Origin of the sequence: Pseudomonas sp. JL2, from assembly GCF_031570495.1 — a bacterium.
GTDB classification, from domain to species: domain Bacteria; phylum Pseudomonadota; class Gammaproteobacteria; order Pseudomonadales; family Pseudomonadaceae; genus Aquipseudomonas; species Aquipseudomonas rhizophila.
On sequence record NZ_JAKUDH010000002.1, the window covers coordinates 1 to 24,559 of the forward strand.

Consider the following 24,559-nt stretch of genomic DNA (forward strand, 5'->3'; position numbering starts at 1 on the left):
TGCGCAGCCGAGCGGGAGCAAGCTCCCTCGCCACAAAAGCCCATCAGCCATAGAGAAAAACAACCGTCTTATACATACGGTGTCCACAATTTCCCCGCCGCCCGCGCCGCCACCGTCTAAGCTTCAAACAAGTCCCGATCAATGCGTGAATGGATCAGTCGACTATGGGCGCGTTATGGCAAACCGATTCGAGTAAACCTGTGGGCCCGACTGAACGTATGGAAGAAGCACCTTTACCCCAAAAAAAACGCCGCGCAGGGCATGGCTGGCGAGCGTTCTGGTTGTTGCTGTTGATTATCGTGGTGGTGGTCGGCCTGGCGGTGGCCAAGGAAATGCGCACATCCAGGTTTCAGGCCCGGGAGATCAGCCGGTACGCCGCGTCTCTGACCTATTCGGTGCAACCGGGGCCCAGCGACGCCATCGTCTACCCTGGCGCAGGTCCGTTCGACCGGCGGTTGGGTTACAGCTCGCTGGATGAATTCCTGCCGCGGTTGCTCAAGCGCGATTATGTGATCCAGGCCCAGGCACGTTTCTCCCCGGCCTTGATGAACTACGTCGATAAGGGCCTGTTTGTCCCCTATGCGGAAAAGATCCAGGCCGGCCTGACGATCACCGATTGCCGCGTCGCGCCGCTGTACCAGTTCAAGTACCCGCAGCAACTGTACGCCAGCTTCGAGGCAATCCCCCCCGTGGTGGTGCAAAGCCTGTTGTTCATCGAGAACCGCTTTTTGCTCGACCCCAAGCACCCCCAGGCCAACCCGGCGGTGGACTGGCCGCGCTTCGGCATGGCGGCGTGGTCCCAGGTGGCCAAGCTCCTGAGTTTGCCGGGTCAGTCCGCCGGCGGCAGTACATTGGCTACGCAGCTGGAAAAGTATCGCCACTCCGCCGATGGCCTCACCGGGTCGGGGGCGGAGAAAATCCGCCAGATGATTTCCGCCAGTGTGCGGGCCTATCAGGCAGGCCCACAGACCCTTGAGGCCCGGCAGAAAATCATCCGTGATTACCTCAACAGCGTGCCGCTCTCCGCCGTGCCGGGGCATGGCGAAGTCCACGGCATGGCCGAAGGTTTGCGGGTCTGGTACGGCGCCGATTTCAAGCGTGCCAACGAACGCTTGTCCAGCACCGCGACAGACCCCGCCAGCCTCGCGGAAAAAGGCCTGGCCCTGCGGGAAATGCTGTCGTTGATGATCGCCCAGCGCCGCCCCTCCTATTACCTGTCCAAAGGCCGGGACGAACTGGCGCGCCTGACCGACAGCCACGTCCGGCTGCTGGCCCAGAACGGCGTGATCGACACCTCCTTGGCCGAAGCGACCCTGGCAAGCAAGGTCAGTTATCGCGACTGGGTGCAGCAACCCACCATTCAGCCCAACGAAATCAACAAGGGCATCAGCGCCGCCCGCAGTCGTCTGGCCACGTTGCTCAACCGCTCGTTCTACGATCTCGATCGCCTGGACCTCTCCGCCACCAGCACCTTGCAAAACGACTTGCAGACCCAGGCCACCGATTACCTCAAGCGCTTGGCAGACCCGGCGTTCGCTGCCGAAATCGGCCTGATGGGCGAACGTCTTCTGACGCCGACCAGCACCGCCCAGGTGCGCTACAGCTTCACCCTGCTGGAGCTGACCCCGGACGGCTCGCGCGTGCGCGTGCAGACCGACAGCACCGACCAACCCTTTGATATCAACGAAGGCAGCAAACTGGAACTGGGCTCCACCGCCAAGTTACGGGTGCTCACCACCTACCTGCAGATCATCGCCGAACTGCACGAACGTTATGCCCACGAACCCCCGGCAACATTGAAAAAAGCCGAGATCGCCGACCAGGACCGCCTCTCCCGCTGGGCCGTCGACTACCTGATCCAGCACAGCGATCGCAACCTGCCGACGATGCTGGAGGCGGCGCTGGATCGTACCTATTCAGCCAGCCCCGGCGAGGCGTTTTTCACCGGCGGCGGGCTGCACACCTTCAATAATTTCCGTAAGGAAGATAACGGCCGTAATCCCACCTTGCGCGACGCCCTGCGCGAGTCGATCAACCTGCCATTCATTCGCCTGATGCGTGACTTGGTGCGCTACGCCACGTACGCGGGTCCCGACAGCAGTTCGGAGCTGCTCAAGGACGACAAGAATCCGCGCCGCCAGGAGTACCTGGCCCAGTTCGCCGACCGCGAAGGCACCACCTTCCTGCTCAAGTTCTGGAAGAAGTATCAGAAAAAGGACACGGGCCAGCGTCTCGAAACCTTCCTCGACAGCATGCGCCCCACGGCGATCCGCCTGGCCGCCGTGCACCGCTATTTCTTTCCCGGCGACAGCCAGGAAAGCTTCAACCACTTTGTGCGTTCGCACCTCAAGTCGGCCAAGAGCGCCGAAAAGCTCACCGACGAACGCCTGGAACGGCTTTACCGCAGTTATGGCCCGGGCAACTATGACCTGCCCGACCAGGGCTTTATCGCCAAAGTCCATCCGCTGGACCTGTGGCTGGTGGGTTATCTGCTGAACAATCCTGATGCCAAGTTCAGCCAGATCGTCAAAGCCAGCCGGTTCGAACGCCAGGAGGTCTACAGTTGGCTATTCAAAAGCCGGCACAAGAGCGCCCGCGACAGTCGTATCCGCACCATGCTGGAAGTCGAGGCCTTCCTTGATATCCACCAACGCTGGCAGAAAGTCGGCTACCCGTTCGACCATCTGGTGCCGTCGCTGGCCACCGCCATCGGCAGCTCCGGCGACCGCCCCGCCGCGCTGGCGGAGCTGGTGGGCACCATCCTCAACGACGGCATCCGGCTCCCGGCGCTGCGCGTGGACAGCCTCGACTTCGCCGTCAATACCCCTTATGAGACACGGCTGATCAGCGATCCGGATAACGGCAAACGGGTGATGCCGATGGAAGTGGCCCGGGCCTTGCGCGGTGCGTTGTCCCAGGTGGTCGATGCCGGCACCGCGAAACGGGTGGCCGGCAGTTTCACCCTGGCCGATGGCACGCCGTTATCGATGGGTGGCAAGACCGGCACCGGCGACAACCGCATCGAAGCCGTTGGCGCCGGCGGGCGGGTCATCAGTTCCAAGTCGATCAACCGCACCGCGACCTTTGTGTTCTACATCGGCGACAGCCATTTCGGCACCCTCACTGCCTATGTACCGGGGGCTTCGGCGCAGAATTTCAAGTTCACCTCGGCCTTGCCGGTACAAGTGCTCAAGGGCATGGCGCCGTTCCTCTCGCCGTACTTGCAACCGGGTAGCCATACCCAGTGCCAGCCTTTGGTGGCGCGCCATTGACTCAATCCAACCCCTTAGGAGCGATGGTGGACCGCTAGACCTCCGAATCCCAGATCACCGTCACATTGCCTATGTAACTCTTGGCATCGCCGGCCAGCATTTCCTCGACCTGGTTGCGGGCGACTTCGAAATGCATCGTTCCCGACCGACGCTCGATGTAATGCCCCGGCTGGAACAACTCGGTGCCGCTTCCATCGAGATAGAGCCGACGGCGGTTGACCGGTTGGCCACCAGCGTCGGTCAGGCCATTGGGCAGGGTCACACTGATATTCACCGGTACCATCTGGCCGGAGTTGGGCGCCCAGAGCAGGCAGGTGTTATCACTCGAACCGGCGAATTGGCATTGCAGGCCCATCTTGAAACGCGACGAGGCTGAGATGTGGAAGGTCTGGTCACGAAACAACCGCGTCGGTTTTTGCCCCTGGCTCAACCAGGCCTGCCAACCGCCCTGAGGTTCGAGCACGACCTTGTTGCCGCCAGGAGGCACTTCGACCTTGAGGGTGTGTTCGACATCCAGTTTGAAATTGAACGCGATTATTGAATCATTCGGGATCATCACATCGCCCATATCGAAGTCCTGCCCCGGACCAACGCTATACGTCAGCGAGCCCGTGTATTGACCGGTCGACATGGTCAAGGGATTGGGGGTACGCAGTTCGTAGGCAAAATCCAGATAACGGTAAGTCATGCTGGGGATCAAGTAACGAGCCCTTTTGGCGCACACACCTTCTACCGGGGTGGTCCAGAAAAAACCGTACCAATTGACGTTATAAGGTGCATTACCGCCGAATCGACATGGCGAGGGCGCACTGACCCAGCTAGAACCCCATAACAGGTTATGAGCCTTTAAAGCGTCAACACCTCCACCGACCAAGTCGGCTGCGTTAACAGGAAGTCGGTATTCCGAACCTATGCCGGACAAACGTATTTCAACGACTTCAGTTTCACCCGTACTTGCATGGGTTACTTGTAGAGAGCGCCAACCGGCAGGCACTTTGAACATCGCACCTTGCCGAGCGTCCCCATGATTCGCTTCGATCGGAAGGGTCGAACTGAAAGTGATAGGCAAGCGAATGCTGAACATCGTCTTGCATTGATTTGGAAATGACGCGCAGTAACCCGTGGTCGGAGTGGTATTGCGAAATTTATTCTCCTGAGGCTTAGCTGGGTCCGGCCTGAAGACTGCAGTGATCTCCCGGGTCAGCGCATTGGCCGTCGGAACGCCTGTCAACAACAAGGCAAAAACCGTGACTGCGCGGCACAACGAAACACCGCGCCCGAAGATGTTTGAACGACTCATTTTCACTCCAATAAAACTGCAACGAGCAAGGCCGCTCCCGCAAGGGATCACCTAAACCTCTGAATCCCAGATCACCGTCACATTGCCTATGTAACTCTTGGCCTCCCCAGCTAGCATTTCCTCAACCTGATTGCGGCCGACTTCAAAATGCAGGGTGCCCGGCTTGCGGTCGATGTAGTGCCCCGGCTGGAACAGTTCGGTGCCGCTGCCGTCGAGGTAGAGCCGACGGCGGTTGACCGGTTGGCCGGCGGCGTCAGTCAAGCCGTTGGGCAGGGTCACGCTGACATTCACCGGCACCAGAAGGCCGGAGCTGGGTGCCCAGAGCAGGCAGGTGTTATCGCTCGTATCGGCGAATTGGCATTGCATACGCATCTTGAACCGCGATGAAGCCCAGATATGGAAGGTCTGGTCACGGAACAACCGGGTCGGTTTTTGCCCTTGGTTCAACCAGGCCTGCCAGCCGCCTTGGGGTTCGAGCACGACCTTGTTGCCGCCAGGAGGTACTTCGACCTTGAGCGTGTGTTGGACTTCGAGATTGAAATTGAGCGTGATCACCGAATCGTTCGGGATCATCACGTCACCCATGTCGAAGTCCTGGCCCGGCCCGACGCTGTAGCTCAACGTCCCAGTGTAATGACCGGCCGACATCTTCAAGGGGTTGGGGGTGCGCAGTTCGTAGGCAAAATCCAGATAGGTGTAGCGCATATCGGGCACCAGGTATTTGGCCTGTTTGGCACAGACGCCCTCTTGCGGCGTTTTCCAAAAAAATGCGTACGTGAGCGTGTTGTAGGTCGCAACACCACTGTAGCGGCACGGCGAAGGCGCATACACCCAACTGCCGCCCCATAGCCTGTAATGGGCCGTCTTGAGATCCTCCCCCCCTCCCACCAGCTCGACAGGACTCACGCTGAGGCGATATTGCGAACCGATACCGGATACGCGCACTTCAACCTCTTCACTTTCGCCGGTGCTTGAATTGAAGACGGTTGCCGGACGCCAGTTGGCGGGCACCTTGAACATGGCGCCTTGCCGATTACTGGGGTGGTTGGCCTGAATAGGCGCGGACGAATCAAAGGTAATGGGCATCCGGATACTGAACATGCCCGTGATTTCACATTCCCTGGGGTGCTGGGAACAATACCCACTCACCGGTGTGGTATTGGTGAACTTGTTCTCCATGGGCTTCGCCGGATCAGGCCGGAAACGCGCACTGATCTCCTGGGTCAATGCATTGGCCGTCGGCATGCCTATACACAACAAGACAAAAGCCGTGGCAACGCGGCACAGCGAAACACCGCGCCCGAAGATGTTTGAACAACTCATTTCGATCCACTCCAATAAACCGCAATTGCCCTACGGCGCAATGGCATCGAACACCATGTGCACGGTGCCGAAATAATCCCCAGGCGCATACTCCTCCTCGGTCTTGACGGCGATGATTTCCAGCCCCACACGCCGACCGGGCCGGGCCTCGGCGGCCGAGACCACCTGGGCCGAATCCAGGGTCAGTTGGACGTTGTTGAACGTCACCTGCAGGTCGATGCGCTCACGGCCATTGGACAGGTAAGCCTCTTGCCCCAGACGGGCGCCAATGGCCCCGTTGATGTTCTTCACTTCGTAATTGGCCCGCAGCGGCAGGAGCCCGGAGGTCAGGGTGCTGAACAGCATCGGTTGTTCACGCTCGACCAGTTGCGGGTCGACCGGCAGCACGTGGAAGTCGATCGTCGGGATGGTGACGAAGAGTTCGAACGTTTCCCGCTCCAGCGCTGCCCACGCGGGCAAACCCGGCAGCGTCAAGGCGGTGAACAGGAGAGTACGTAACAGCGTCTTGAACATGATGATTACCTGTGGCGCCAACGGCGGTTCAGTGACGGCATACCGTCAGCCTTTGATCTCAATGGCTTTTTCCTCGCGACCTTCGATCAGGCTGAAGCGGTACTCACGCCCAGGCTCCTTGTCGAACGAAAAGGTGCGACCGGCCATGACGTGGTGCTTGGTGGTCGGCCGGCAATCGTTGTCTTTTTGCGCAGCGCAATCCTTGAACTCATCGATCACCACCACGCTGTTGCCGTTGTTGCGCACCAGGTAGCGATCGGCGCTGTCATCGATGGCCGTCTCGAAACGGGTCTCCTTGGGCCTGACAAAAAACACCGTGCCGAAGCCCGCCAGCACCTTGACCCCGGCGGCGATCCGTTCCTTCTTGTATTGCTCGCGTTCCTCGGTGCTGACGGCGAACTCGTCCTCGGCCTCCGGCACCACCGGTACGAAGCGAACCCGGAAGTACCGCTCTTTGCTGCGATCGCCCATGAACAGCAAACGCGTGCCCTGCATGCCGTTGGCCGGCACGATCAGGCGCGCCGGGCTCGCCATCAGACCATTCCTGGCGAGCACGCCGTCCTGATCCTGCAGCGGCACCTCCAGGTAGCTGCCGTCGTCGCTGTAAAGAATCTCGAGGATGTCGACCTTGACGAATGCGGTGGACGTTCCGCCGTTGAAGATCCGTTTCATGTAGGTGCTCTTGTCGCCTTCGAGATAGTCGTAGACCACCCCAACATTAATCTGCGGCCCGGCCTGGGCCATCAGCGAAAACAGCGACAAACCACACAGAATCAATAAGCGTTTCATTACCAAAACCTCATGAATGGAAGGCGGCCGATGGCGACCGTTTCACGGAACACTGCTTGCAATGCTGAAGGGCGCACCACGCTGGCCGGCGCGCCAGGATCAAGTTCAACCCGCCGTCTCGATCGGGTTGTTGCTGTCGGCCAGGGTGTCTGGCGTGCAGCGCAAATCACCGATCATCAACACATCGCCCTCGCTGTTGGCGTTATCCGGGTCGAGGCGGAACTGGCAAAGCAAGTCATTGCCATAGCGCACTTCAAGCGTCGGGGAGCTGGCGTTCATCTCCATGGAGAAGAAACCGTCCACCTCGCTGACTCCACGGCTGGCGTGGTTGATCACGTGATGGCCCTTGAGCGGCTGGCCCTGCGCGTCCAGCAGACGACCGAGCACGGTCACGCTTCTCATCACGCTGACTTTGCGGTAGTCCACGCCCCCTTTGTTCAAGTGATAGCGGCTGCGTGAAGGCTCTATGTTGGCCGCCGGTGGATGCACGCCGTCGAAGTCGAAGGTCAACAGGCTGTTCTGATAGGCGGTGATGGGCACGAAGTTGCGGCCGGGACGCAAGGTGGTGGTGCCACCCGTCAGGTCGTCGGCGAGCAGGACGATGTCGTCCAGGTCGGTTTCCACATCCACGATCATGCCCGCGCCGCCACTCTGGGGCAGGCCGGTGAAGGCGACTTTCTGGCCACCCACGGCCACCGTGCTGCTCAGGTTCAAGCCACCGGTGAGGTTGTCGTTGTAGGAAGAGCGCTGGATGAAACCGTCGCCGTACACCGTATCGGTGTCGAAACTGGCGAGGCCGGACAGACCCACGCCATAGGTATCGGCCAGTACCGTGGCGGACACGCTTTGCAGCACGTGATCCTGCAGGTCCCGGCGATAGCTCAGCGACCCATTGTTGTCCCGCGTTCCGTCACGGGATGTGCGGGTGCCGATACTGCCTGACCAATACTCGCCCGGCCCGCCCAAGGCCACGCTGACGCTCAGGTCCACGCCGCGATTTCGTCGATCGGCGGTACTGGAGGTGCCCGGACGGTCGAACACCGACCACCGCCAGTTGGCATCGCTGCCGCCAAGCTTGCCACGCTGGGTCCATCCCAGGTCCACACCGGCGCCCTCGACATTGCCTTCGCTGTAGAACAGCCGCCCGTTGATCGACGACTTGTTGCTCAGTCGATGGGAGACCGACAGCGACGAATTGCTGGTCTGGCCGACGAACACGTCGCGCTGGCGGATACGAGTGCCGTCAGGCAGGATTTCGTAAGTGTTGCGCGTGTCCAGCCAACTGCGGTTATGGCTGGCTACCACACTGCCCAGACCGTAGCTGTACAGCGCCTGCAGGTCCATGCCGGTGCCGTATTGCTCGGTCTGGTAAACGTTGGCAAAGAGGCTGGTGTTGTTGGGCAGCGTCCAGTCCACCGAGGTGCCGTACTGCAGCTTGTCCTGCACCTGGCGCGTGGAAAGCCCCAACACCACTCGCGGGTGCAGCAAGTAATTGAGACCGACCCCGGCAGTCGTGAAGCCCGAGGGTTGATCGTCCCAGTTGCTCAGCAGTTTGGTTTCACGGCCGGCAAACAGGTTGTAGCGCCAGCGATCATCGGCGCTGCGCCAGTTGTTGGGCTTGTAGACCAGCTCCTGGGACGTGGCGGTGGTCTGCCCGTCTTCAATCAGCCGCACTTCCACTTCATAGATGCCGCCAGGCAATGGCCGGGTATCCAGGCTCTGCAAGCCGGCGCTGACGGCCTGGGTATTGAGCAACAGGCCGTTGCGATAGATCTCTACCGCCGCCTGACGACTGGCGGTGACATAAATGGGGTACACGCTGGGCTTGGGATTATTGATCACCAGGCTGTCGGAACTGCCGTACATGACCCCCAGCGCGGTATCCGGGTTGGCCCCGAACGAACGGATCTGACGGTTCAAACCATCGGAGCCCGGCATGAAATAACCCAGGCGCAAAAAACTGTCTTGCATCTCGCGCTGGGTGTGCAACTCATGAACGGCGTGGTAGAGCTTATCGTCCGGCCCGCCCAAGCGCGAAAGCTGCAGATCGAACGACTGGGTCCAGTTACCCACGCTGGAACTGGCATTGAGGCCATAACGCCCGCCCGTATCCTGCTCCTGACCACCGTTGAGATTGAGTTGGTTATTGACGATCAAGCCCAGACTGCCCCCCTGTGGCTGATCGTAATAACGTTTCTCCACGCTGCCGCGCTCCACTTTTTCAGTGAGGATCGACACCAGTGAATGTTCAAGGCTGTAATGCACCGCCAGCAGCCCCGCCGTGCATTTGGCTTCGCAGGCACCCAAGGCGCGCCCCTGTTTGAGCAGTTGCTCCCATTGCCCGCGCTCGACGGGCGGGATCGGGCTGTCTTGGGTGTCGGTGAATTCGAGCAAGGTAATACGATCATCGCGTGTCAACACCACCATGGCTTCGCCGAGGTACTGTTGATCGAGTTCCATACGAACCGCCAGAGGCACATCGAAAAAGTGGGCTTCAAACTCCTCCGGCAGCCCCTTGGCCTGGGACAACAGACTTCTGGGCGTCGTACCCGGGGCGGTCGGCGCAGCCAATGCACTGGCGCACAACAACAGCGCCAGCGCACCCACGATGGGTGTCATCGCAAACATCAATGGATTCTCATATCAGCAAACTATCGGGACGTTCCAGATACAGGCCGGCCGGGCGGCCGACCTGCGTTCATGCCCGCAGGACGAGAAAAGCCTCATCGGGCAGTGAAGGGTTTACGGGCGAGGCACCGCGTCGAAGATCACGGTGAAGTCGGCGGTGTATTGACCGACCTGGCTCTCCAGAGGCACGGTCGAGGCCATGATGAGCATGTCGGCCTGGGTACCTGGAGTGGATGCCGCGTCAGTCACCACTTCCTGAGGAAACTCGGTCAGGGTGACATTGTTGAACCGGGTCAGCAGCGGAATGGCGTCCGTACCATTGGTCAGCGAAGCCTGGCCGCCCAGGATATAGGCATGCACCGAACCGTCGGTGTTCTTCACGTCGAAGGTCTGACGCAAAGGGCTCAAGGAGTTGGTTACCGGATTGTAGTGCATGACTTCATCCTTACCGAAGTCAGAGTTGCGTGGCAGTACATGGAACTGCTTGGTGGGAATCGTCGCGGTGATATGAATAGAAGAGCGGGCATCGTCCAGAGCGAAGACCAGCGAGGAACTCAGGGCTGCGGCGATCAGAGCAGTACCGGATACGATTTGTTTGAGCATGTTTGACACCTGTTCATAGCATAAAGAGAAGGCTTGAAGTTGCAGACCCACTACAGCCTGGCCTGACCTCAACGCCGGAGCATGATCCACTCTCTTTAATTAAAAATAAGCAGGCCTATTCCCAAAGGCACGTAGCCAAACCGCCATGCGCAATAACGAAAAATACGTTGTTTTATATAAAACCGAAGTTTGGATGTAAGAAACAACCCACACCTGCAAGCCACACCCTGGATTTAACACTGCGAATGCAGACAGTGGCCTACTTTGCCGCCCGTACAGGCAAGGGATTCGGGTAAGGTCTTATCTTTTTCAAACAATTGGAACCCAACTTCGATATATCTTAGTTCCAAGATATATCGAGGGTCAAAGATATATCTACGGATAAAGATATATCTCAGTTCTATCTTATGCAGAACGGAGAGCAGGCATATGACAGTCCCCCCTTCCCATCCCAGCCGAAAACACGATGAACACGATGGTTTCGAACGTCGACCCGCAGGCCGTGAGCGTGGTAGCCGGGGCCCCCGGGTCTTCGCCTCCGGTGACCTGAAATTGTTGTTGCTGGCGCTGATTGGCGAACAGCCCTGCCACGGCTACGACTTGATCCGCCGGATCGAAAACATGTTCGACGGCGCCTATAGCCCCAGCCCCGGCGTGATTTATCCGACGCTGACCTTCCTGGAAATGGGCGCATTGATCGCCGGCAACGCCGAAGGTGGAAAAAAACGCTACAGCGTGACCGACGCCGGACGTCTATTCCTTGAAGACCAGGCCCCGGCGTTGAATGAGGTACGCATGCGCATTGAAGCGAGCAAGCGCTCCCTGCGCGGCCAAGACCGCCCCCCGGAAATCCACGAAGCGGTGTATAACCTGCGCAATGCGCTGCACAAACACCATGGCCGGTGGAGCCCGGAAGAAACCCTGCGGATTCGCGACCTGCTCAACAACACCGCCAAAGCCATTATCGACGGTCCCGACCGTCCACCTGTTTCGGAGTCCAGCCAATGACTGAAGTCGATCAAAACACCATTCACCGTGTCAGCCACGAGATCAAGCGCCGCCGCCTGCAGGTGTTGCGAGTGCAGGACCTGACCCCGCGCATGCGCCGCATCACCCTGGGCGGGCCGGAACTGGCCGGGTTCACCAGCCTCGGCAGCGACGATCACGTAAAACTGCTGTTCCCGCAGAATGCCGAGGAACACGCCGCCCTGGAAAACTTCGCCCCCGGCGCTGGCAAGGATCAGGGCCCGATGCCGCAAATGCGCGACTACACCCCGCGCCGTTATGACCTGCAGACGCTGGAGCTGGACATCGACTTTGTGCTGCATGGCGATGGGCCTGCCGCGACCTGGGCGACCCAGGCGACGCCCGGGCAATACCTCAACATCGCCGGGCCAAGGGGCTCGATGATTGTCCCGGACATCTTCGACCACTACCTGCTGATCGGCGACGAAACCGCCCTGCCCGCCATCGCCCGTCGCCTGGAAAACCTGGCGGCCAACCGGCGTGCGCTGGTGGTGGTGGAAGTGGAAAACGGCGCCGAGCAGCAAATCCTTCACAGCCCCGCGCAAGTACACGTGATTTGGGTGCTGCGCGAAGGCCGCCAGAACAATCTGCTGACCACCGTGCAGCACCTGGAAATGCCCGGCGGCAAGCTGTACGCCTGGGTCGCCACCGAGAGCAAGGTGTCGCGACAGATTCGCAAGGTGTTGTTGGAGGAGAAAGGGTTGGATCAGGATTTTGTGAAGGCGGTGGGGTATTGGAAGGCGGATGACAGCGAGGAAAATTGAGGGACTAGCGGTGGCTGAAGTACCCTCCACCATTGACTGAACACAGCCCCTGTGGCGAGGGAGCTTGCTCCCGCTGGGCTGCGCAGCAGTCCCCCAAAGCAGTCACCTCGATATATCTGATCCATCGATTTGTCAGGTTTTGGGTCTGCTTCGCAGCCCAGCGGGAGCAAGCTCCCTCGCCACAGGGGCTATCGCACTTTATCCGTCACCACCAGGTACCCCGATCCATGCTTTTCCTGATCGCCTATATCAGCAGCGTCGTGCTGATCAACTTCGCGTTTTCCGCCGCGCCGCACCTGGACATCATCTGGTCGGCCTGGGGCGGGCTGGTGTTTGTCCTGCGCGACATGGTGCAAACTCGATTCGGCCACGGCGCCATCGTGGCGATGCTGGTGGCGCTGGTGTTGTCCTACGTCACCTCCGACCCGACCATTGCCCTGGCCAGCGCCACGGCGTTCGCGGTATCCGAATGCATTGACTGGCTGGTGTTCTCCATCACCAAGCGTCCGCTGCATGACCGGTTGTGGATCAGTTCGGCCCTGAGCATTCCCCTGGACACCTTCATTTTCTTCGGCATGATCGATGCCCTGACACCGGCCGTGGTGATCACCGCGCTGGTCTCGAAATTTGCCGGGGTCACGGCAGTGTGGCTGATCATGGCCTGGCGTTTGCGCAAACAGGCCGTCACCGGCTGAAGCCAAAACCTGCGGTTCATGTAAAATGCCGCGCTTTCTCCCCATGGGAAGCTCGCCCGGCGCGCGACCCTCGACGCTCCGCTCCTGTTTGAGGACCTTCAGATGACCCGTATCGGAACTCCATTGTCGCCCACCGCGACCCGCGTTTTGTTGTGTGGCAGCGGTGAACTGGGCAAGGAAGTGGTAATCGAACTGCAGCGCCTGGGCGTTGAAGTGATTGCCGTGGATCGCTACGCCAACGCGCCGGCCATGCAAGTGGCCCATCGCAGCCATGTGATCAACATGCTCGATGGCGCGGCCCTGCGCGCGGTGATCGAGGCCGAGAAGCCGCACTTCATCGTGCCGGAAATCGAAGCCATCGCCACCGCCACGCTGGTGGAACTGGAAGCTGAAGGCTTCACCGTGATCCCCACCGCTCGTGCCGCGCAACTGACCATGAACCGCGAAGGCATCCGGCGCCTGGCCGCCGAAGAGTTGGGTCTGCCGACCTCGCCGTATTTCTTCGCCGACACCGTGGAAGACTACCGCAAGGCCGTTGAAACCCTGGGCTTCCCGTGCGTGGTAAAGCCGGTGATGAGTTCCTCGGGCAAGGGCCAGAGCCTGCTGCGCAGTGCCGATGACGTGCAGAAAGCCTGGGACTACGCCCAGGAAGGCGGCCGTGCCGGCAAGGGCCGGGTGATCATCGAGGGCTTCATCAATTTCGACTATGAAATCACCCTGCTTACCGTGCGCCATGTTGGCGGCACCACCTTCTGCGCACCGGTCGGTCACCGCCAGGAAAAAGGCGACTATCAGGAATCCTGGCAGCCTCAGGCCATGAGCCCGGTGGCCCTGGCTGAATCCGAGCGCGTGGCTAAAGCCGTGACCGAAGCCTTGGGTGGTCGCGGCCTGTTTGGCGTCGAGCTGTTCATCAAGGGTGACCAGGTGTGGTTCAGCGAAGTCTCGCCGCGCCCACACGACACCGGCCTGGTGACGCTGATTTCCCAGGACCTGTCGCAGTTCGCCCTGCACGCCCGCGCCATCCTCGGCCTGCCGATCCCGCTGATCCGCCAGTTCGGCCCATCGGCCTCGGCGGTGATCCTGGTGGAAGGCCAGTCGACCCAGACCGCTTTCGCCAACCTCGGCGCTGCCCTGGCCGAACCGGACACCGCCCTGCGCCTGTTCGGTAAACCGGAAGTCAACGGCCAGCGCCGCCTGGGCGTGGCCCTGGCGCGAGACGAGTCCATCGACGCCGCCCGCGCCAAGGCGACCCGGGCTTCCCAGGCGGTGAAGATCGAGTTGTAAAACCTGAGGTGGATACAATCCCCTGTGGTGAGGGGGGTGTACTGTGGCGAGGGGATTTATCCCCGCTGGGCTGCGCAGCAGCCCCCAAACAACCACCTCAAACGACCTGATCCACCGAGTTGTCAGATTTTAGGGCTGCTTCGCAGCCCAGCGGGGATAAATCCCCTCGCCACAAAGACTTGTTGCGTTCACAAAGGCCAGTGTGAAATCGAAGCATTAAAAAAGGCGACACCCGCAAAGGTGTCGCCTTTTTCATGAGCGCCGGTTTTGCTTAATCCGGCAGCTTGTAAGCGATCACATAGTCACCCTGCTTGGTACCCAGGGAACCATGGCCACCGGCGACGACCAGCACGTACTGCTTGCCGTCCTTGCCGGTGTAGGTCATCGGCGTGGTCTGGGCGCCCGCTGGCAGGCGGCCTTCCCACAGTTGCTTGCCGTTTTTCACGTCATAGGCACGCAGGTACTGGTCGAGGGTACCGCTCAGGAACGCCAGGCCGCTGGCGGTGGTGAAGGCGCCGCCCAGGCTCGGTACGCCCATGCTCAGCGGGATCGGTACCGGCGAGCTATCACGCACGGTGCCGTTCTTGTGCATCCACAGGGTTTTGTTGTTGGTCAGGTCGACGGCCGCCACATAACCCCAGGCCGGTGCCTGGCAAGGCAGGCCCATTGGCGAAAGCAGCGCTTCGAGGATCACGCCATACGGCGCGCCTTTGTTCGGCTGCACGCCTTCGGTCTCGCTCTTGCGCCCCGGACCGCCGGCCACTTCGGCCGCAGGAACCAGTTTCGACTTGAACGCCATGTAGCTCGGATTGACGAAAGCGATCTGGCGTACCGGATCAACCGAAATACCGCCCCAGTCAAACACGCCGAAGTTACCTGGGTAGACGATCGAGCCTTGCAGCGACGGCGGCGTGAACATGCCTTCGTAGCGCAGCGACTTGAAGTCGATCCGGCACAGCATCTGGTCGAACGGGGTCACGCCCCACATGTCGCGTTCCTGGAGGACCGGCGGCACGAAGTTCAGGTCGGACATCGGCTGGGTCGGCGAGGTGTAGTCACCCTCTACCGCGCCTTGCGGCACCGGGATCTCCTTGATCGGCACGATCGGCTGACCATTGCTGCGGTCCAGCACGTAGATGCTGCCCTGCTTGGTCGATGCCAGTACCGCCGGCTTCACGCCATCGGCGGTTTTCAAGTCCATCAGCGTCGGTTGCCCGCCTACGTCCATGTCCCACAGGTCGTGGTGGGTGAACTGGAAGTACCAGCGCACCTTGCCGGTGGCGATATCCAGCGCGGTCAGGCCGGCGGCGTATTTCTCCGATTCTGGTGTACGGAAACCACCGAACTGGTCGGGCGTCTGGTTACCCATCGGCAGGTAGAGCATGCCGAGTTTTTCATCGACGCTGAACATGGACCACATGTTCGGCGAGTTACGGGTGTAGGTCTGGCCTTCGGCAATCGGCGTAGTGTCGTCCGGGTTGCCGCTGTCCCAGTTCCACACCAGCTCGCCGGTGTGCACGTCATAGGCGCGGATGACCCCGCTTGGCTCGTCGGTGGAGACGTTATCGGTGACGTGGCCACCGATCACCACCAGGTTCTGGGTCACGGCCGGTGGCGACGTGGAGTAGTAACCGCCGGCCGTGAAGCCGCCAATGTTGGCGGTCAGGTCGACCTGGCCCTTGTCACCGAAGTCTTCACACATCTTGCCGGTGTCGGCGTTCAGCGCGATCAGGCGCGTGTCGGCGGTCGGCAGGAAGATCCGGCGTGGGCACACGGTGCTGGCCGGCGTGGTGCTGGCCACGCCGGTCGGGCTCTGCTCGGCCGAGGCGTACACCGCGTCATCGTGATAGGTCACGCCGCGGCAGGTCATGTGGGCCCAGCCCTTGAAGTTTTCCGCTTTCTGCGTGGAAAGCTTCGGATCGAACCGCCAGATTTCCTTGCCGGTTTCAGGCTCCAGAGCAATCACCTGGCTGTGGGGCGTGCACACGTAGAGCATGCCGTTGACCTTCAGCGGTGTGTTTTCCGCCGTGGTCTCACCCGGGTCGTTCGGCCCTGGCAGGTCGCCAGTGCGATAGGTCCAGGCCGGTTCCAGCTTGCTGACGTTCTCGGGGGTGATCTGCGCCAGGGGCGAATAACGGTCACCATGGGCACTGCGGCCATAGGAGTTCCAATCCCCGTCCGGCATCGCCGGGGCGGTGTTGGTCATGCCAGGCACGCTGTCGCGGTCCAGTTGGCCCTCGATTTCACCCGGATTGGTGAACTGGCTGGCGAGCGCGGTGATGCCGGCAATGACCACGGCGGCGCCCAAAGCACGGGTGCCCATGGGCGAAGCGTCGGGGGTCAACAGTGGACGGCGGAACCACGGCAGCAACATGACGATGCCCAAGGCAAACAGCATTGCCAGACGCGGCACCAGTTGCCACCAGTCCAGGCCCACTTCCCACAGCGCCCACACCGTGCTGGCGAACAGCACCAGCGCGTACAGGCCCAGGGCCGCACGCCGGGCCATGATCAGCAGCACGCCGGTCAGCGCCAGGCCGATACCGGCCAGCAGGTAATACAGCGAGCCGCCAAGCGTGCTCAGCTTGATTCCCCCCGCCAACAGGGCCAGGCCCATCAATAGAAGCAGAATGCCGAGCAGGCTCGGTAGCAGACGGCTTCGACTCATAGCACCCTCAGTGCTCATAGTGTGATTCTCCGTGAGGTTTTAAGGAGTCCCGCGCAAGTAGTCACTGTAGATGACGATCTTGAGGGGGCATGGTTCAGTTGAAAGAGGTAATTGGGTTGAAGCGGTTGCTGTGGGAGCGAGCCTGCTCGCGATGGCGGCGTGACAGTCGACTTCAATGTTGGATGTGAAATCGCTATCGCGAGCAGGCTCGCTCCCACAAGGGTCTTGTGCACTGACTAGAACGACGACTGAATCTTGATCCCGCCAATCAGCGCGTCATCGACCTTGTCCACGCCGCCCGGATGGCGGATGTACTGCAGGTTCGGGCGCACGGTCAGCCAGTTCGTCACGTGTACGCCGTAATACAACTCGGCGCTGTACTCGGTGTCCTGGGGTGGCAAAAAGGCCGGGTTGTCGTAACCCTGGGCGGCGCGGGCCTGGTTGGTGGCCTCGGCGTTCTTGCGGTAAGCCGGGTTGACGTGAACCCGAGCCAGGGCAAAACCGATGTCATCCCTGGCGCGGGCGTCGAACAGCCCCTTGTAGACGAGACCGGCCTGGACATAGTGGTCGATGGCGTTGGTTTTCTTGTCGTGCATCGTGGCGTTGGCGAACACACTCAGGCCACGGGAATGGTCACTGGCGAGGCTGGTCAGTTGCTGTTGCGCCCCCAACCACACGCCATGCTTGCTCGACGCGCTGCGATACGCCTCGCCGCTCAGGGCGGCCGGCTGGCCGTTGCGATCCTTGTAGGCGTCGGTGGCATTGGCACTGCTGTAGTAATAACCGGCGCGGTATTCGCCCGGCAGGCCATTGAACTTGGGCGACCACACCAGCTCCACCGGCACTACGGCGCCCTGGGTGCCGCTGCCGCTGAGCTTGAAGCCGTTACCGGTTTCCAGGTTCGAGGGGTTTTGTTCATAAGCCCCGATCTGCGCATACAGCTCAGGCGTGAGGTGATACTTGACCCGCAGCGCCCACTGGCTGACCGGCCAGTTGTACCAGATGCCGCCCACCCAGTTGCCCACTTGCGAGCCGCAGAACGCCAGGTTCTGGAAGTCGCAGGGGAAGCTGTTGAAATCCTCGCCCTCACCGAAACGACCGGCCTTGATATCGAGCCGGTCATCGAAAAATGCCTGCTGATACCACATCTGCGTCAACCGCCAGGTCTGGCCACGGCCCCAGACTTCCTGGGCGGAAGTGAAACCGCCAACGCGCGGGTCGTTGATCCGGTCGTTGCTGATGTTATTGCCGCTGCGCTCGGTGACCGTCAGTTGAAACTCGGCGGCGTGCCAACCGAGGATTTTCTGCAGGTCCAGGTGCGTGCCGAAGGCGAACTGGTCGCTGTAGCGAGCGGTGCGGTCATGGTCGTAGCCGCCGTGCAGGTTGCTGCCCATTTCGCCGGTGTAATCGAACTTGAAGTCGTAGCCTTGTTTCGCGAGTTCGCTTCGCGTGCCGTTCCAGTCACCCAGCATCCAGGGTGAGTCGCTGTCGAACGCGGGAGCGGCCTGAGCGCCGATGGCAATGCCCAAGACGCCGAGACCGGCCATCAGGTGAAGGGTGTTTCTGGCGGCAATACAGTGCCGGACAGCGCTGTCTTGCAGAGTCTGAACATCGAACATAAAGAAGGAATTCTTGATCTTTTTAGGGGAATCGCTGAACGCCGGGGGGCTTTGGCACGGCAGAAGAAGCGTTTCAGCAGGCGGTGCAAGGATAATGTCCTGTTACAAATAGAGAAAGGCCTTTTACTGACATGAATCATTTCGGATTCGGTAACAGTAGGCGTTGCGCAAAGCCGCGAAACAAACAGGCAGCGTTTCAGTGATACTTCCACCACGCGGGCACCTCGGCTAAGGTGCGCGGCTTTACACCTCTTTGCGCGAAGGCCTCCCATGACCGAATCCAACAACAACCCGCTGCACGGCGTGACGCTGGAGCAGATCCTCAACGCCCTGGTGCAGCACTACGAATGGTCGGGTCTGGCCGAGCGCATCGACATTCGTTGCTTCAAGAGCGACCCGAGCATCAAGTCCAGCCTGACCTTTTTGCGCAAGACGCCGTGGGCGCGGGAGAAAGTCGAGCGGCTGTACATCAAGCTGATGCGCACCAAACGACCGGTCTGAGCCGTGGACATTCAGATCCGTCGGCGCCCCGCGCTGCGACAATGTTTCGTGTCAGTGGCGGCCCTGTTGGGCTGGGCGGGGTTGAGCATCCAGTTGTACCTGATCCTGCTCGGTCGCTGGGAACTGGGCGCGAGCTTGCTCGGCGGCCTGGTGAACTTTCTCAGTTTCTTCACCGTGCTGACCAACACTCTGGTGGCCGTGGTGCTGACCTGGGAACTGATCCAGCGAGAATCGCCGGCCCGGCGCTGGTTCTTGCAGCCGGGGGTCAGCAGCGGCATTACCGTGAGCATTACCTTGGTCGGCCTGGCCTACAACCTGCTGCTGCGACATCTGTGGCAACCCGAAGGCTGGCAGTTCGTGGCCGACGAATTGCTGCACGACGTCATGCCGTTGCTGTTCATGACCTACTGGTGGTTCTGCGTGCCCAAGGGCACCTTGCGCATGAAGCACATCGGGCTGTGGATGATTTACCCGGTGGTGTACTTCGCGTGGCTCCTGCTGCGGGGGGAATTACTGGCGGCGTACCCCTACCCTTTCATTGACGTGGCGAACCTGGGTTATCCACAGGTGCTCATCAATGCCGCAGGGATATTGGCGGGGTTTGTCGCGATTGCGCTGGGGGTGGTGGGATTGGATCGGTGGCGTCGCTGAAATAAAGATTTTGGGGAACAGCATCTGTGGAAGCCAAACCTGTGGGAGCAAGGCTTGCCCGCGATGAACGATCTCGCGGTCCACCTGACGACCTGGGTGCCTGCATCGCGAGCAAGCTTTGCTCCCACAGGTATGTGCTCCTACAGAGTCTTGTGTGGGCGTCAGCGCCTCACCGGCAACATCCACACCAACCCACTGGCCTTGGCCCTTTCATGACACAACGCCAGAACACTGCGTCGCTCATCGTTGTCCATCCGGCTCCAACGGGTGATTTCCGCCACGGTGCGCTGGCAGCCGGTGCAGATGTCGTCATCGTCCAGGGCGCAGATGTTCACGCAGGGCGACGGAACCGGGCGTTCTGGCGGGTTCATTGCTCTTGCTCGGCCAAGTCGCGGGCGTAGCGCTGCGCGTTGTGAACATAGTGCGCCGCGCTGGCCTCGAGCATCTTCTTCTGCGCTTCGGTCAATTCCCGCACAACCTTGCCGGGTGAGCCCATCACCAGCGAACCGTCAGGAATCTCCTTGCCTTCGCCGATCAGCGAGTTGGCGCCGATGATGCAGTTCTTGCCGATCTTCGCGCCGTTGAGGATCACCGCATTGATGCCGATAAGGCTGTAGTCCCCCACCGTGCAACCGTGAAGCATGGCGTTATGGCCGATGGTCACGCCGGTGCCGATGGTCAGCGGGAAGCCCATGTCGGTGTGCATCACCGTGCCGTCCTGCACGTTGCTGTTTTTGCCGATCAGGATCAGTTCGTTATCGCCACGCAGCACCGCGTTGAACCAGACATTGGCGCCTTCTTCGAGGCGGACCTTGCCCACCAGTGTGGCGTTGGGGGCGACCCAGCTCTGTGGGTGGGTTTCGACACGGGCATCACCCAGGCGGTATTTCATGAGGTTCCTCGGGGCTTCAGGTATTGATGAAAGTCTTGGGCGGGGTGTGCAGGTCGATGCCGGCGTCGAACATCAGGTTGACCAGCTCGACCACCATGATCGCCGTCAGGCCCCAGATCTTGTACTCGCCAAAACGATAGCTGGGCACATACCAACTGCAGCCCTGGTAGTCGATGCGATGAGTGTGCTCGCGCGGGTCCTTGCGAAAGAACTCCAGCGGTACGCTGAACACCGCGGCGATCTCGGCATCGTTGGCCTGGTATTCGACGTAATCGGGAATCACCCCCACGTAGGGCGTGACCTTGATGCCGTGCAGCGAGATCAAGGGACTGAGGGGGCCGATCACTTCCACCAGGCCGGGGGGCAGGCCGATTTCTTCTTCGGCTTCGCGCAAGGCGGTGAAAATCAGGTCCGGGTCTTCCGGGTCGCGACGCCCACCGGGAAATGCCACTTCGCCGCCATGGGTCGAAAGCCCGCTGGCGCGCAGGGTCAGGACCAGTTCCGGCTCGTCACTGCGGGTAATGGGCACCAGCACCGCCGCTTCAGGGAAACGTCGGTCAGTCTCCAGATCACGTGGGGTATGGTTGCTTACTCGATGCAGTAGCTCGTCCAGCATGAGACTTCTCGATTTATTCGCTACCTTGCATCATGCACCAATCAGGCAAGCCGCCCAACCCCCGCACTGCGACGTGTCGCGAAACGACAACTTGCCGACAGCCGCCCGCAGACGCCAAGATAGGCGCAGCATTCAGGAACCCAAGCATGAAATTCTGCAGCCAGTGCGGTAACCCGGTAACCCAGCGTATCCCCGAAGGCGACTCGCGCTTGCGCTTTGTCTGCGATACCTGCCACACCATCCACTACCAGAACCCCAATATCGTGGCCGGTTGCGTGCCGACCTGGGGCAGCAAAGTGCTGCTGTGCCGGCGTGCCATCGAGCCACGGCGCGGTTACTGGACATTGCCGGCAGGTTTCATGGAGAACGGCGAAACCGTCGAGCAGGCCGCCGTGCGCGAGACCGCCGAAGAAGCCTGCGCCCGCGTGCGCAATCTGAGCATTTATACGTTGATCGATGTTCCGCATATCAGCCAGGTGCATGTATTCTTCCGCGCCGAGCTGGTGGACGAAGATTTCGCCGCCGGGCCCGAGAGCCTGGAAGTGAAACTGTTCGACGAAGCGGACATTCCCTGGGACGAGCTGGCTTTCCGCACGGTGGGCCGTACCCTAGAATACTTCTATGCTGACCGGCGAACCGAGGACTACCCGGTGCGATCCGAATCGATCCCGCCGCTGGCCCAGCCTGCCAATACCTAAAAATCCATAATAGCCGCGACACCTCTAGGGATATCGTTTCAATGCGCTGGTTGCTTGTCCTGTTCTGCTTGTCGTTCGCTGCGGTGTCCCAGGCTTCTGCGGTGGGAACCTACAACGGCAAGACCATCGAAAAAGTGCTGGTGCTCAAGTCCGCCCATCAATTGCAATTGATCAACGACGGCAAACCACTGAAGACCTATCGCATTTCATTGGGCAAAGGCGCCAAAAAAGGCCCCAAGCTCATAGAGGGCGACAAGCGCACGCCTGAAGGTTTCTATTGGCTGGACTGGCGCAAGACCAGTGATCGCTTCTACCTGTCGATGCACATTTCCTACCCCAACATCAGCGACGCCGCCCGCGCCCGCCGCGAAGGCGTGGAGCCGGGGGGCATGATCATGATCCACGGCACCCCGGATTCCGAAGAAAACCCTGAGCAGTTGTTCCACACCCTGGACTGGACCGATGGCTGCATTGCTATGCGCAATGTGGACATGCGCGAGGTGTGGAACCTGGTGCCGGATGGCACCATGATCGAGATCCGTCCATAACTCCACGCCCTTACTGCAAGAAGCCTTTGTGGCGAGGGAGCTTGCTCCCGCTGGGCTGCTCAGCAGCCCCACAGCAGTCAACTCAATTTGCCTGACACACCGAATTGTCAGGTCTTGAGACTATGTCCCTCCCACTTCTTGTTACAAGTCCCCGGAAGCGCAACGCAACCGCCTCACCCACCTTGATCTACCCTCAGGACTGATGTGGTGGGTCGAGGCCCTGCCCAGCAGGTCGCCCCCCGCAGAATCCATAGTGAAACGTGTCACGTCGAAGCATAGGCAGTCATGACGTATGTGATTCGACAGGGCTTCACCGTTCCAGATGAGACATCAAATCATGACAACTCATAACGGTTTTACCCGGGCGACAGCTGTCGTCGCGGTAGCGTGCGCGTGTGTGTGGCAGCCCAGCCACGATGCATGGGGCGCCGGAACACCGGCAGATGGCAAAGAGGAGCCGTGGTATACCGCCTGGCTTCAGGTCACGGCGGATCCGAGCGGTCCAGGGCGCGGATGCGCTTGCCAATGGGTTACGGGCCTGGAACTCTTTGCCAGCGAATTTGAGAGCGGTGAGGTGGCCGGAGTCTCCCCGGGCCCAATCGGTCATTGTGGCATTTCGCGACTATAGCGAAGCCAAGCTCTGGGCAACCCAGGAAGCAGAAAACGGCGGTTGGGTGTATGAAGTCAGGCCTAATGTCACGGCGGTGGATTTGTCGGTACGTAGCGCTGGTTCCCGTGAAGGTGCCTTCGCATTCATCGGCGGTATCAAGGGAGGCCTGTTGATGAATGCACGCCGCTTCGAGAAAGGCGTGAGTGAACCGGTCGAGTGCATTGGCATCGAGAAAGAAGCTTGCCGGCTCGAAAACATCCACCAGTAGTTTTCAAACCCATGCCATCTACCCGACAGGGTGGCTGATGCTGTCACTTGAGGCTTGCTCGCTACAGGTTCAGTGCTCTGCCGGGATTGTTGTATTCATCTTTCGATTTATCGCGAGCAGGCTCGCTCCCACAGTGGATTTGTGGTGTTCACAACTTGTGGTCGACACCCGTCCCTTGTGGGAGCGAGCCTGCTCGCGATGAGGCCGGCACTTACTTGCATCAGGTCCGAAGCTCTACCCGATCCAAAGCCTTGTTCGCCAACAACGTCCCTAATTCAATTATCTGCGCCACTCCCAACAACATGTGCCGCCGCGAGCCTTCCAGATCGAAGGCAAGGTCGCTGAGAATGGCATTGGCTGAAGCAAGGGTTTCGCTGAGGTTGGCTAGCAGGGCTTCGGTATCGACGTTGTCCGAGACGGTGAACAACTGCGTCGAGGGTTGGGGTTCTGGTTCGCTGTCGTCGGGCTTGAGGTAGTGGTCCATCGCACGGTCGGCGGCTTCTTTCAGCTTGTCGGGGGCGTAGTCGCCGTAGGGGAAGGTGGATGCGGGTTTTGGAGGGTTGGGGGTTTCTTTGATCATGTGCAGCTCCTTGTGTTGATGGAGCCACCACCATTTCGCGGTCAAACAAAAAAGTGGCAGCTGTACGCGGGTTGACCGACCGATTCACAAGGAAACCGGCACGTCCGAAGACGTCCCACGCACAGCCGCCGCGACACGATACCTCAGACGAAAGAAAAACGCCTGAAATAGGTCCTGGTGCGCTGGTGCGTCTTGTGAGTTCGGACGGTCAAATCCGGTCGCTGAATTGGCAGCGACACCCAAAGGCTAGAGCCCTCGCTTCCGAGGGACAACCTTAAAAACATGTCGGAAACTTCGGCGCGTCTGACAGACCAGGATCCTTGTGGCGAGGGGATTTATCGTGGGCAATAAAAAACCCGCTGATCTAATCAGCGGGTTTTTCATTCGAGCGGGGGAAGGTCAAAAATCCTCCAACCGCCACACTTCATAAGCCGGTGTCTCATAGGGATGGCTCTGCTTCAACGCCGCCACCGCCGCACGAATCAACTCATCGGCCACGACAAGCTCCACTTTCCATTCCTCGACCTGCTCGACCTGCCCCGCTTCGCCAATGAACGGCTGGCTGCCGTCCAAGGGGCGGAACTGGCCCAGGCCCAGCACTTCCCAGGCGCAGTGATCATAGGCGCCGATCCGTCCGCCACCGGCGGCGAATACGGCGCTTTTGACCACGTCCAGGTGGCTGGCCGGGACGAAGAAGCAGAGCTTGTACAC

23 protein-coding genes are annotated in these 24,559 nt (G+C 60.3%); 10 read left to right on the forward strand and 13 right to left on the reverse strand.

What is annotated here, in order from left to right:
• Nucleotides 1–164 precede the first annotated feature (164 nt).
• Nucleotides 165–3,272, forward strand: coding sequence for a transglycosylase domain-containing protein (locus tag MKS85_RS04030; RefSeq protein WP_310662758.1), 3,108 nt, complete (start codon nucleotides 165–167; stop codon nucleotides 3,270–3,272).
• Between the two features lie 34 nt (nucleotides 3,273–3,306).
• Here the strand turns inward: MKS85_RS04030 and MKS85_RS04035 are convergent, their stop codons facing one another.
• The 6 genes from MKS85_RS04035 to MKS85_RS04060 form a co-directional block, all read right to left on the reverse strand.
• On the reverse strand, nucleotides 3,307–4,572 hold the full coding sequence (locus tag MKS85_RS04035) for a hypothetical protein (protein ID WP_310662759.1): 1,266 nt from the start codon (nucleotides 4,570–4,572) through the stop codon (nucleotides 3,307–3,309).
• 51 nt (nucleotides 4,573–4,623) lie between these two features.
• A complete protein-coding gene (locus MKS85_RS04040) occupies nucleotides 4,624–5,895 on the reverse strand; it encodes a hypothetical protein (protein ID WP_310662760.1) in 1,272 nt (423 codons plus the stop codon).
• A gap of 30 nt (nucleotides 5,896–5,925) precedes the next feature.
• Complete coding sequence (locus MKS85_RS04045) at nucleotides 5,926–6,408, reverse strand: CS1 type fimbrial major subunit (protein WP_047228905.1); 483 nt, start codon at nucleotides 6,406–6,408, stop codon at nucleotides 5,926–5,928.
• Between the two features lie 45 nt (nucleotides 6,409–6,453).
• The gene (locus tag MKS85_RS04050) at nucleotides 6,454–7,197 is read right to left on the reverse strand and encodes a molecular chaperone (RefSeq protein WP_310662761.1); all 744 of its coding nucleotides are present in this window, start codon (nucleotides 7,195–7,197) and stop codon (nucleotides 6,454–6,456) included.
• A gap of 105 nt (nucleotides 7,198–7,302) precedes the next feature.
• Entirely contained in the window at nucleotides 7,303–9,825 is a 2,523-nt protein-coding gene (locus MKS85_RS04055; RefSeq protein WP_076383642.1) for a TcfC E-set like domain-containing protein, read from the reverse strand.
• 114 nt (nucleotides 9,826–9,939) lie between these two features.
• Nucleotides 9,940–10,428, reverse strand: a complete 489-nt coding sequence (locus MKS85_RS04060; RefSeq protein ID WP_310662762.1) for a CS1 type fimbrial major subunit — start codon at nucleotides 10,426–10,428, stop codon at nucleotides 9,940–9,942.
• A gap of 429 nt (nucleotides 10,429–10,857) precedes the next feature.
• Between MKS85_RS04060 and MKS85_RS04065 the strand changes: the two genes are divergently transcribed.
• From MKS85_RS04065 to purT, 4 genes are all read left to right on the forward strand, one after another.
• Nucleotides 10,858–11,436: a PadR family transcriptional regulator gene (locus MKS85_RS04065; protein ID WP_188250921.1), complete on the forward strand. Its 579-nt coding sequence runs from the start codon at nucleotides 10,858–10,860 to the stop codon at nucleotides 11,434–11,436.
• Nucleotides 11,433–12,218 carry a siderophore-interacting protein gene (locus tag MKS85_RS04070; RefSeq protein ID WP_139049224.1) on the forward strand — a complete coding sequence of 262 codons (786 nt, stop codon included), beginning with the start codon at nucleotides 11,433–11,435 and terminating at the stop codon, nucleotides 12,216–12,218. Before MKS85_RS04065 ends, MKS85_RS04070 begins: the two co-directional genes overlap by 4 nt.
• A 227-nt stretch (nucleotides 12,219–12,445) precedes the next feature.
• On the forward strand, nucleotides 12,446–12,913 hold the full coding sequence (locus MKS85_RS04075; protein WP_047228899.1) for a preQ0 transporter: 468 nt from the start codon (nucleotides 12,446–12,448) through the stop codon (nucleotides 12,911–12,913).
• A gap of 102 nt (nucleotides 12,914–13,015) precedes the next feature.
• On the forward strand, nucleotides 13,016–14,197 hold the full coding sequence (gene purT / locus MKS85_RS04080; protein WP_188250922.1) for a formate-dependent phosphoribosylglycinamide formyltransferase: 1,182 nt from the start codon (nucleotides 13,016–13,018) through the stop codon (nucleotides 14,195–14,197).
• A 271-nt stretch (nucleotides 14,198–14,468) separates the two neighbouring features.
• On the opposite strand, the gene MKS85_RS04085 is transcribed toward purT, so the two are convergent.
• Both MKS85_RS04085 and MKS85_RS04090 read right to left on the reverse strand, forming a co-directional pair.
• The gene (locus MKS85_RS04085; protein WP_139049223.1) at nucleotides 14,469–16,883 is read right to left on the reverse strand and encodes a glucose/quinate/shikimate family membrane-bound PQQ-dependent dehydrogenase; all 2,415 of its coding nucleotides are present in this window, start codon (nucleotides 16,881–16,883) and stop codon (nucleotides 14,469–14,471) included.
• A 218-nt stretch (nucleotides 16,884–17,101) separates the two neighbouring features.
• Nucleotides 17,102–18,484, reverse strand: a complete 1,383-nt coding sequence (locus MKS85_RS04090; RefSeq protein WP_188250923.1) for a carbohydrate porin — start codon at nucleotides 18,482–18,484, stop codon at nucleotides 17,102–17,104.
• Between the two features lie 270 nt (nucleotides 18,485–18,754).
• Here MKS85_RS04090 and MKS85_RS04095 point away from each other — a divergent pair, with 270 nt between their 5' ends.
• Nucleotides 18,755–18,985, forward strand: coding sequence for a VF530 family DNA-binding protein (locus tag MKS85_RS04095; RefSeq protein ID WP_047228895.1), 231 nt, complete (start codon nucleotides 18,755–18,757; stop codon nucleotides 18,983–18,985).
• A 3-nt stretch (nucleotides 18,986–18,988) separates the two neighbouring features.
• Nucleotides 18,989–19,636 (forward strand): Pr6Pr family membrane protein, encoded by a 648-nt coding sequence (locus MKS85_RS04100; protein ID WP_047228894.1) that lies wholly within the window; start codon nucleotides 18,989–18,991, stop codon nucleotides 19,634–19,636.
• A 161-nt stretch (nucleotides 19,637–19,797) separates the two neighbouring features.
• On the opposite strand, the gene MKS85_RS04105 is transcribed toward MKS85_RS04100, so the two are convergent.
• From MKS85_RS04105 to MKS85_RS04115, 3 genes are read right to left on the reverse strand one after another with little or no spacing between them, the layout of a single operon-like run.
• Nucleotides 19,798–20,007, reverse strand: a complete 210-nt coding sequence (locus tag MKS85_RS04105) for a DUF1289 domain-containing protein (RefSeq protein ID WP_047228893.1) — start codon at nucleotides 20,005–20,007, stop codon at nucleotides 19,798–19,800.
• Nucleotides 20,004–20,528, reverse strand: a complete 525-nt coding sequence (locus MKS85_RS04110; RefSeq protein WP_092456398.1) for a gamma carbonic anhydrase family protein — start codon at nucleotides 20,526–20,528, stop codon at nucleotides 20,004–20,006. Before MKS85_RS04110 ends, MKS85_RS04105 begins: the two co-directional genes overlap by 4 nt.
• Nucleotides 20,529–20,544: 16 nt before the next feature.
• Entirely contained in the window at nucleotides 20,545–21,144 is a 600-nt protein-coding gene (locus MKS85_RS04115; RefSeq protein ID WP_047228891.1) for a CoA pyrophosphatase, read from the reverse strand.
• 146 nt (nucleotides 21,145–21,290) lie between these two features.
• Here MKS85_RS04115 and MKS85_RS04120 point away from each other — a divergent pair, with 146 nt between their 5' ends.
• The 3 genes from MKS85_RS04120 to MKS85_RS04130 all read left to right on the forward strand — a co-directional run bounded on the left by MKS85_RS04120 (nucleotide 21,291) and on the right by MKS85_RS04130 (nucleotide 23,268).
• Nucleotides 21,291–21,842: an NUDIX hydrolase gene (locus tag MKS85_RS04120; protein WP_047228890.1), complete on the forward strand. Its 552-nt coding sequence runs from the start codon at nucleotides 21,291–21,293 to the stop codon at nucleotides 21,840–21,842.
• A 41-nt stretch (nucleotides 21,843–21,883) separates the two neighbouring features.
• Nucleotides 21,884–22,390, forward strand: coding sequence for a murein L,D-transpeptidase family protein (locus MKS85_RS04125; RefSeq protein WP_092456392.1), 507 nt, complete (start codon nucleotides 21,884–21,886; stop codon nucleotides 22,388–22,390).
• Nucleotides 22,391–22,998: 608 nt separating this feature from the next.
• Nucleotides 22,999–23,268 carry a hypothetical protein gene (locus MKS85_RS04130; protein ID WP_139049221.1) on the forward strand — a complete coding sequence of 90 codons (270 nt, stop codon included), beginning with the start codon at nucleotides 22,999–23,001 and terminating at the stop codon, nucleotides 23,266–23,268.
• Nucleotides 23,269–23,488: 220 nt separating this feature from the next.
• On the opposite strand, the gene MKS85_RS04135 is transcribed toward MKS85_RS04130, so the two are convergent.
• Both MKS85_RS04135 and MKS85_RS04140 read right to left on the reverse strand, forming a co-directional pair.
• Entirely contained in the window at nucleotides 23,489–23,848 is a 360-nt protein-coding gene (locus MKS85_RS04135) for a DUF6124 family protein (RefSeq protein ID WP_139049220.1), read from the reverse strand.
• Nucleotides 23,849–24,247: 399 nt separating this feature from the next.
• Nucleotides 24,248–24,559 carry a YqfO family protein gene (locus MKS85_RS04140; RefSeq protein ID WP_139049219.1) on the reverse strand — a complete coding sequence of 104 codons (312 nt, stop codon included), beginning with the start codon at nucleotides 24,557–24,559 and terminating at the stop codon, nucleotides 24,248–24,250.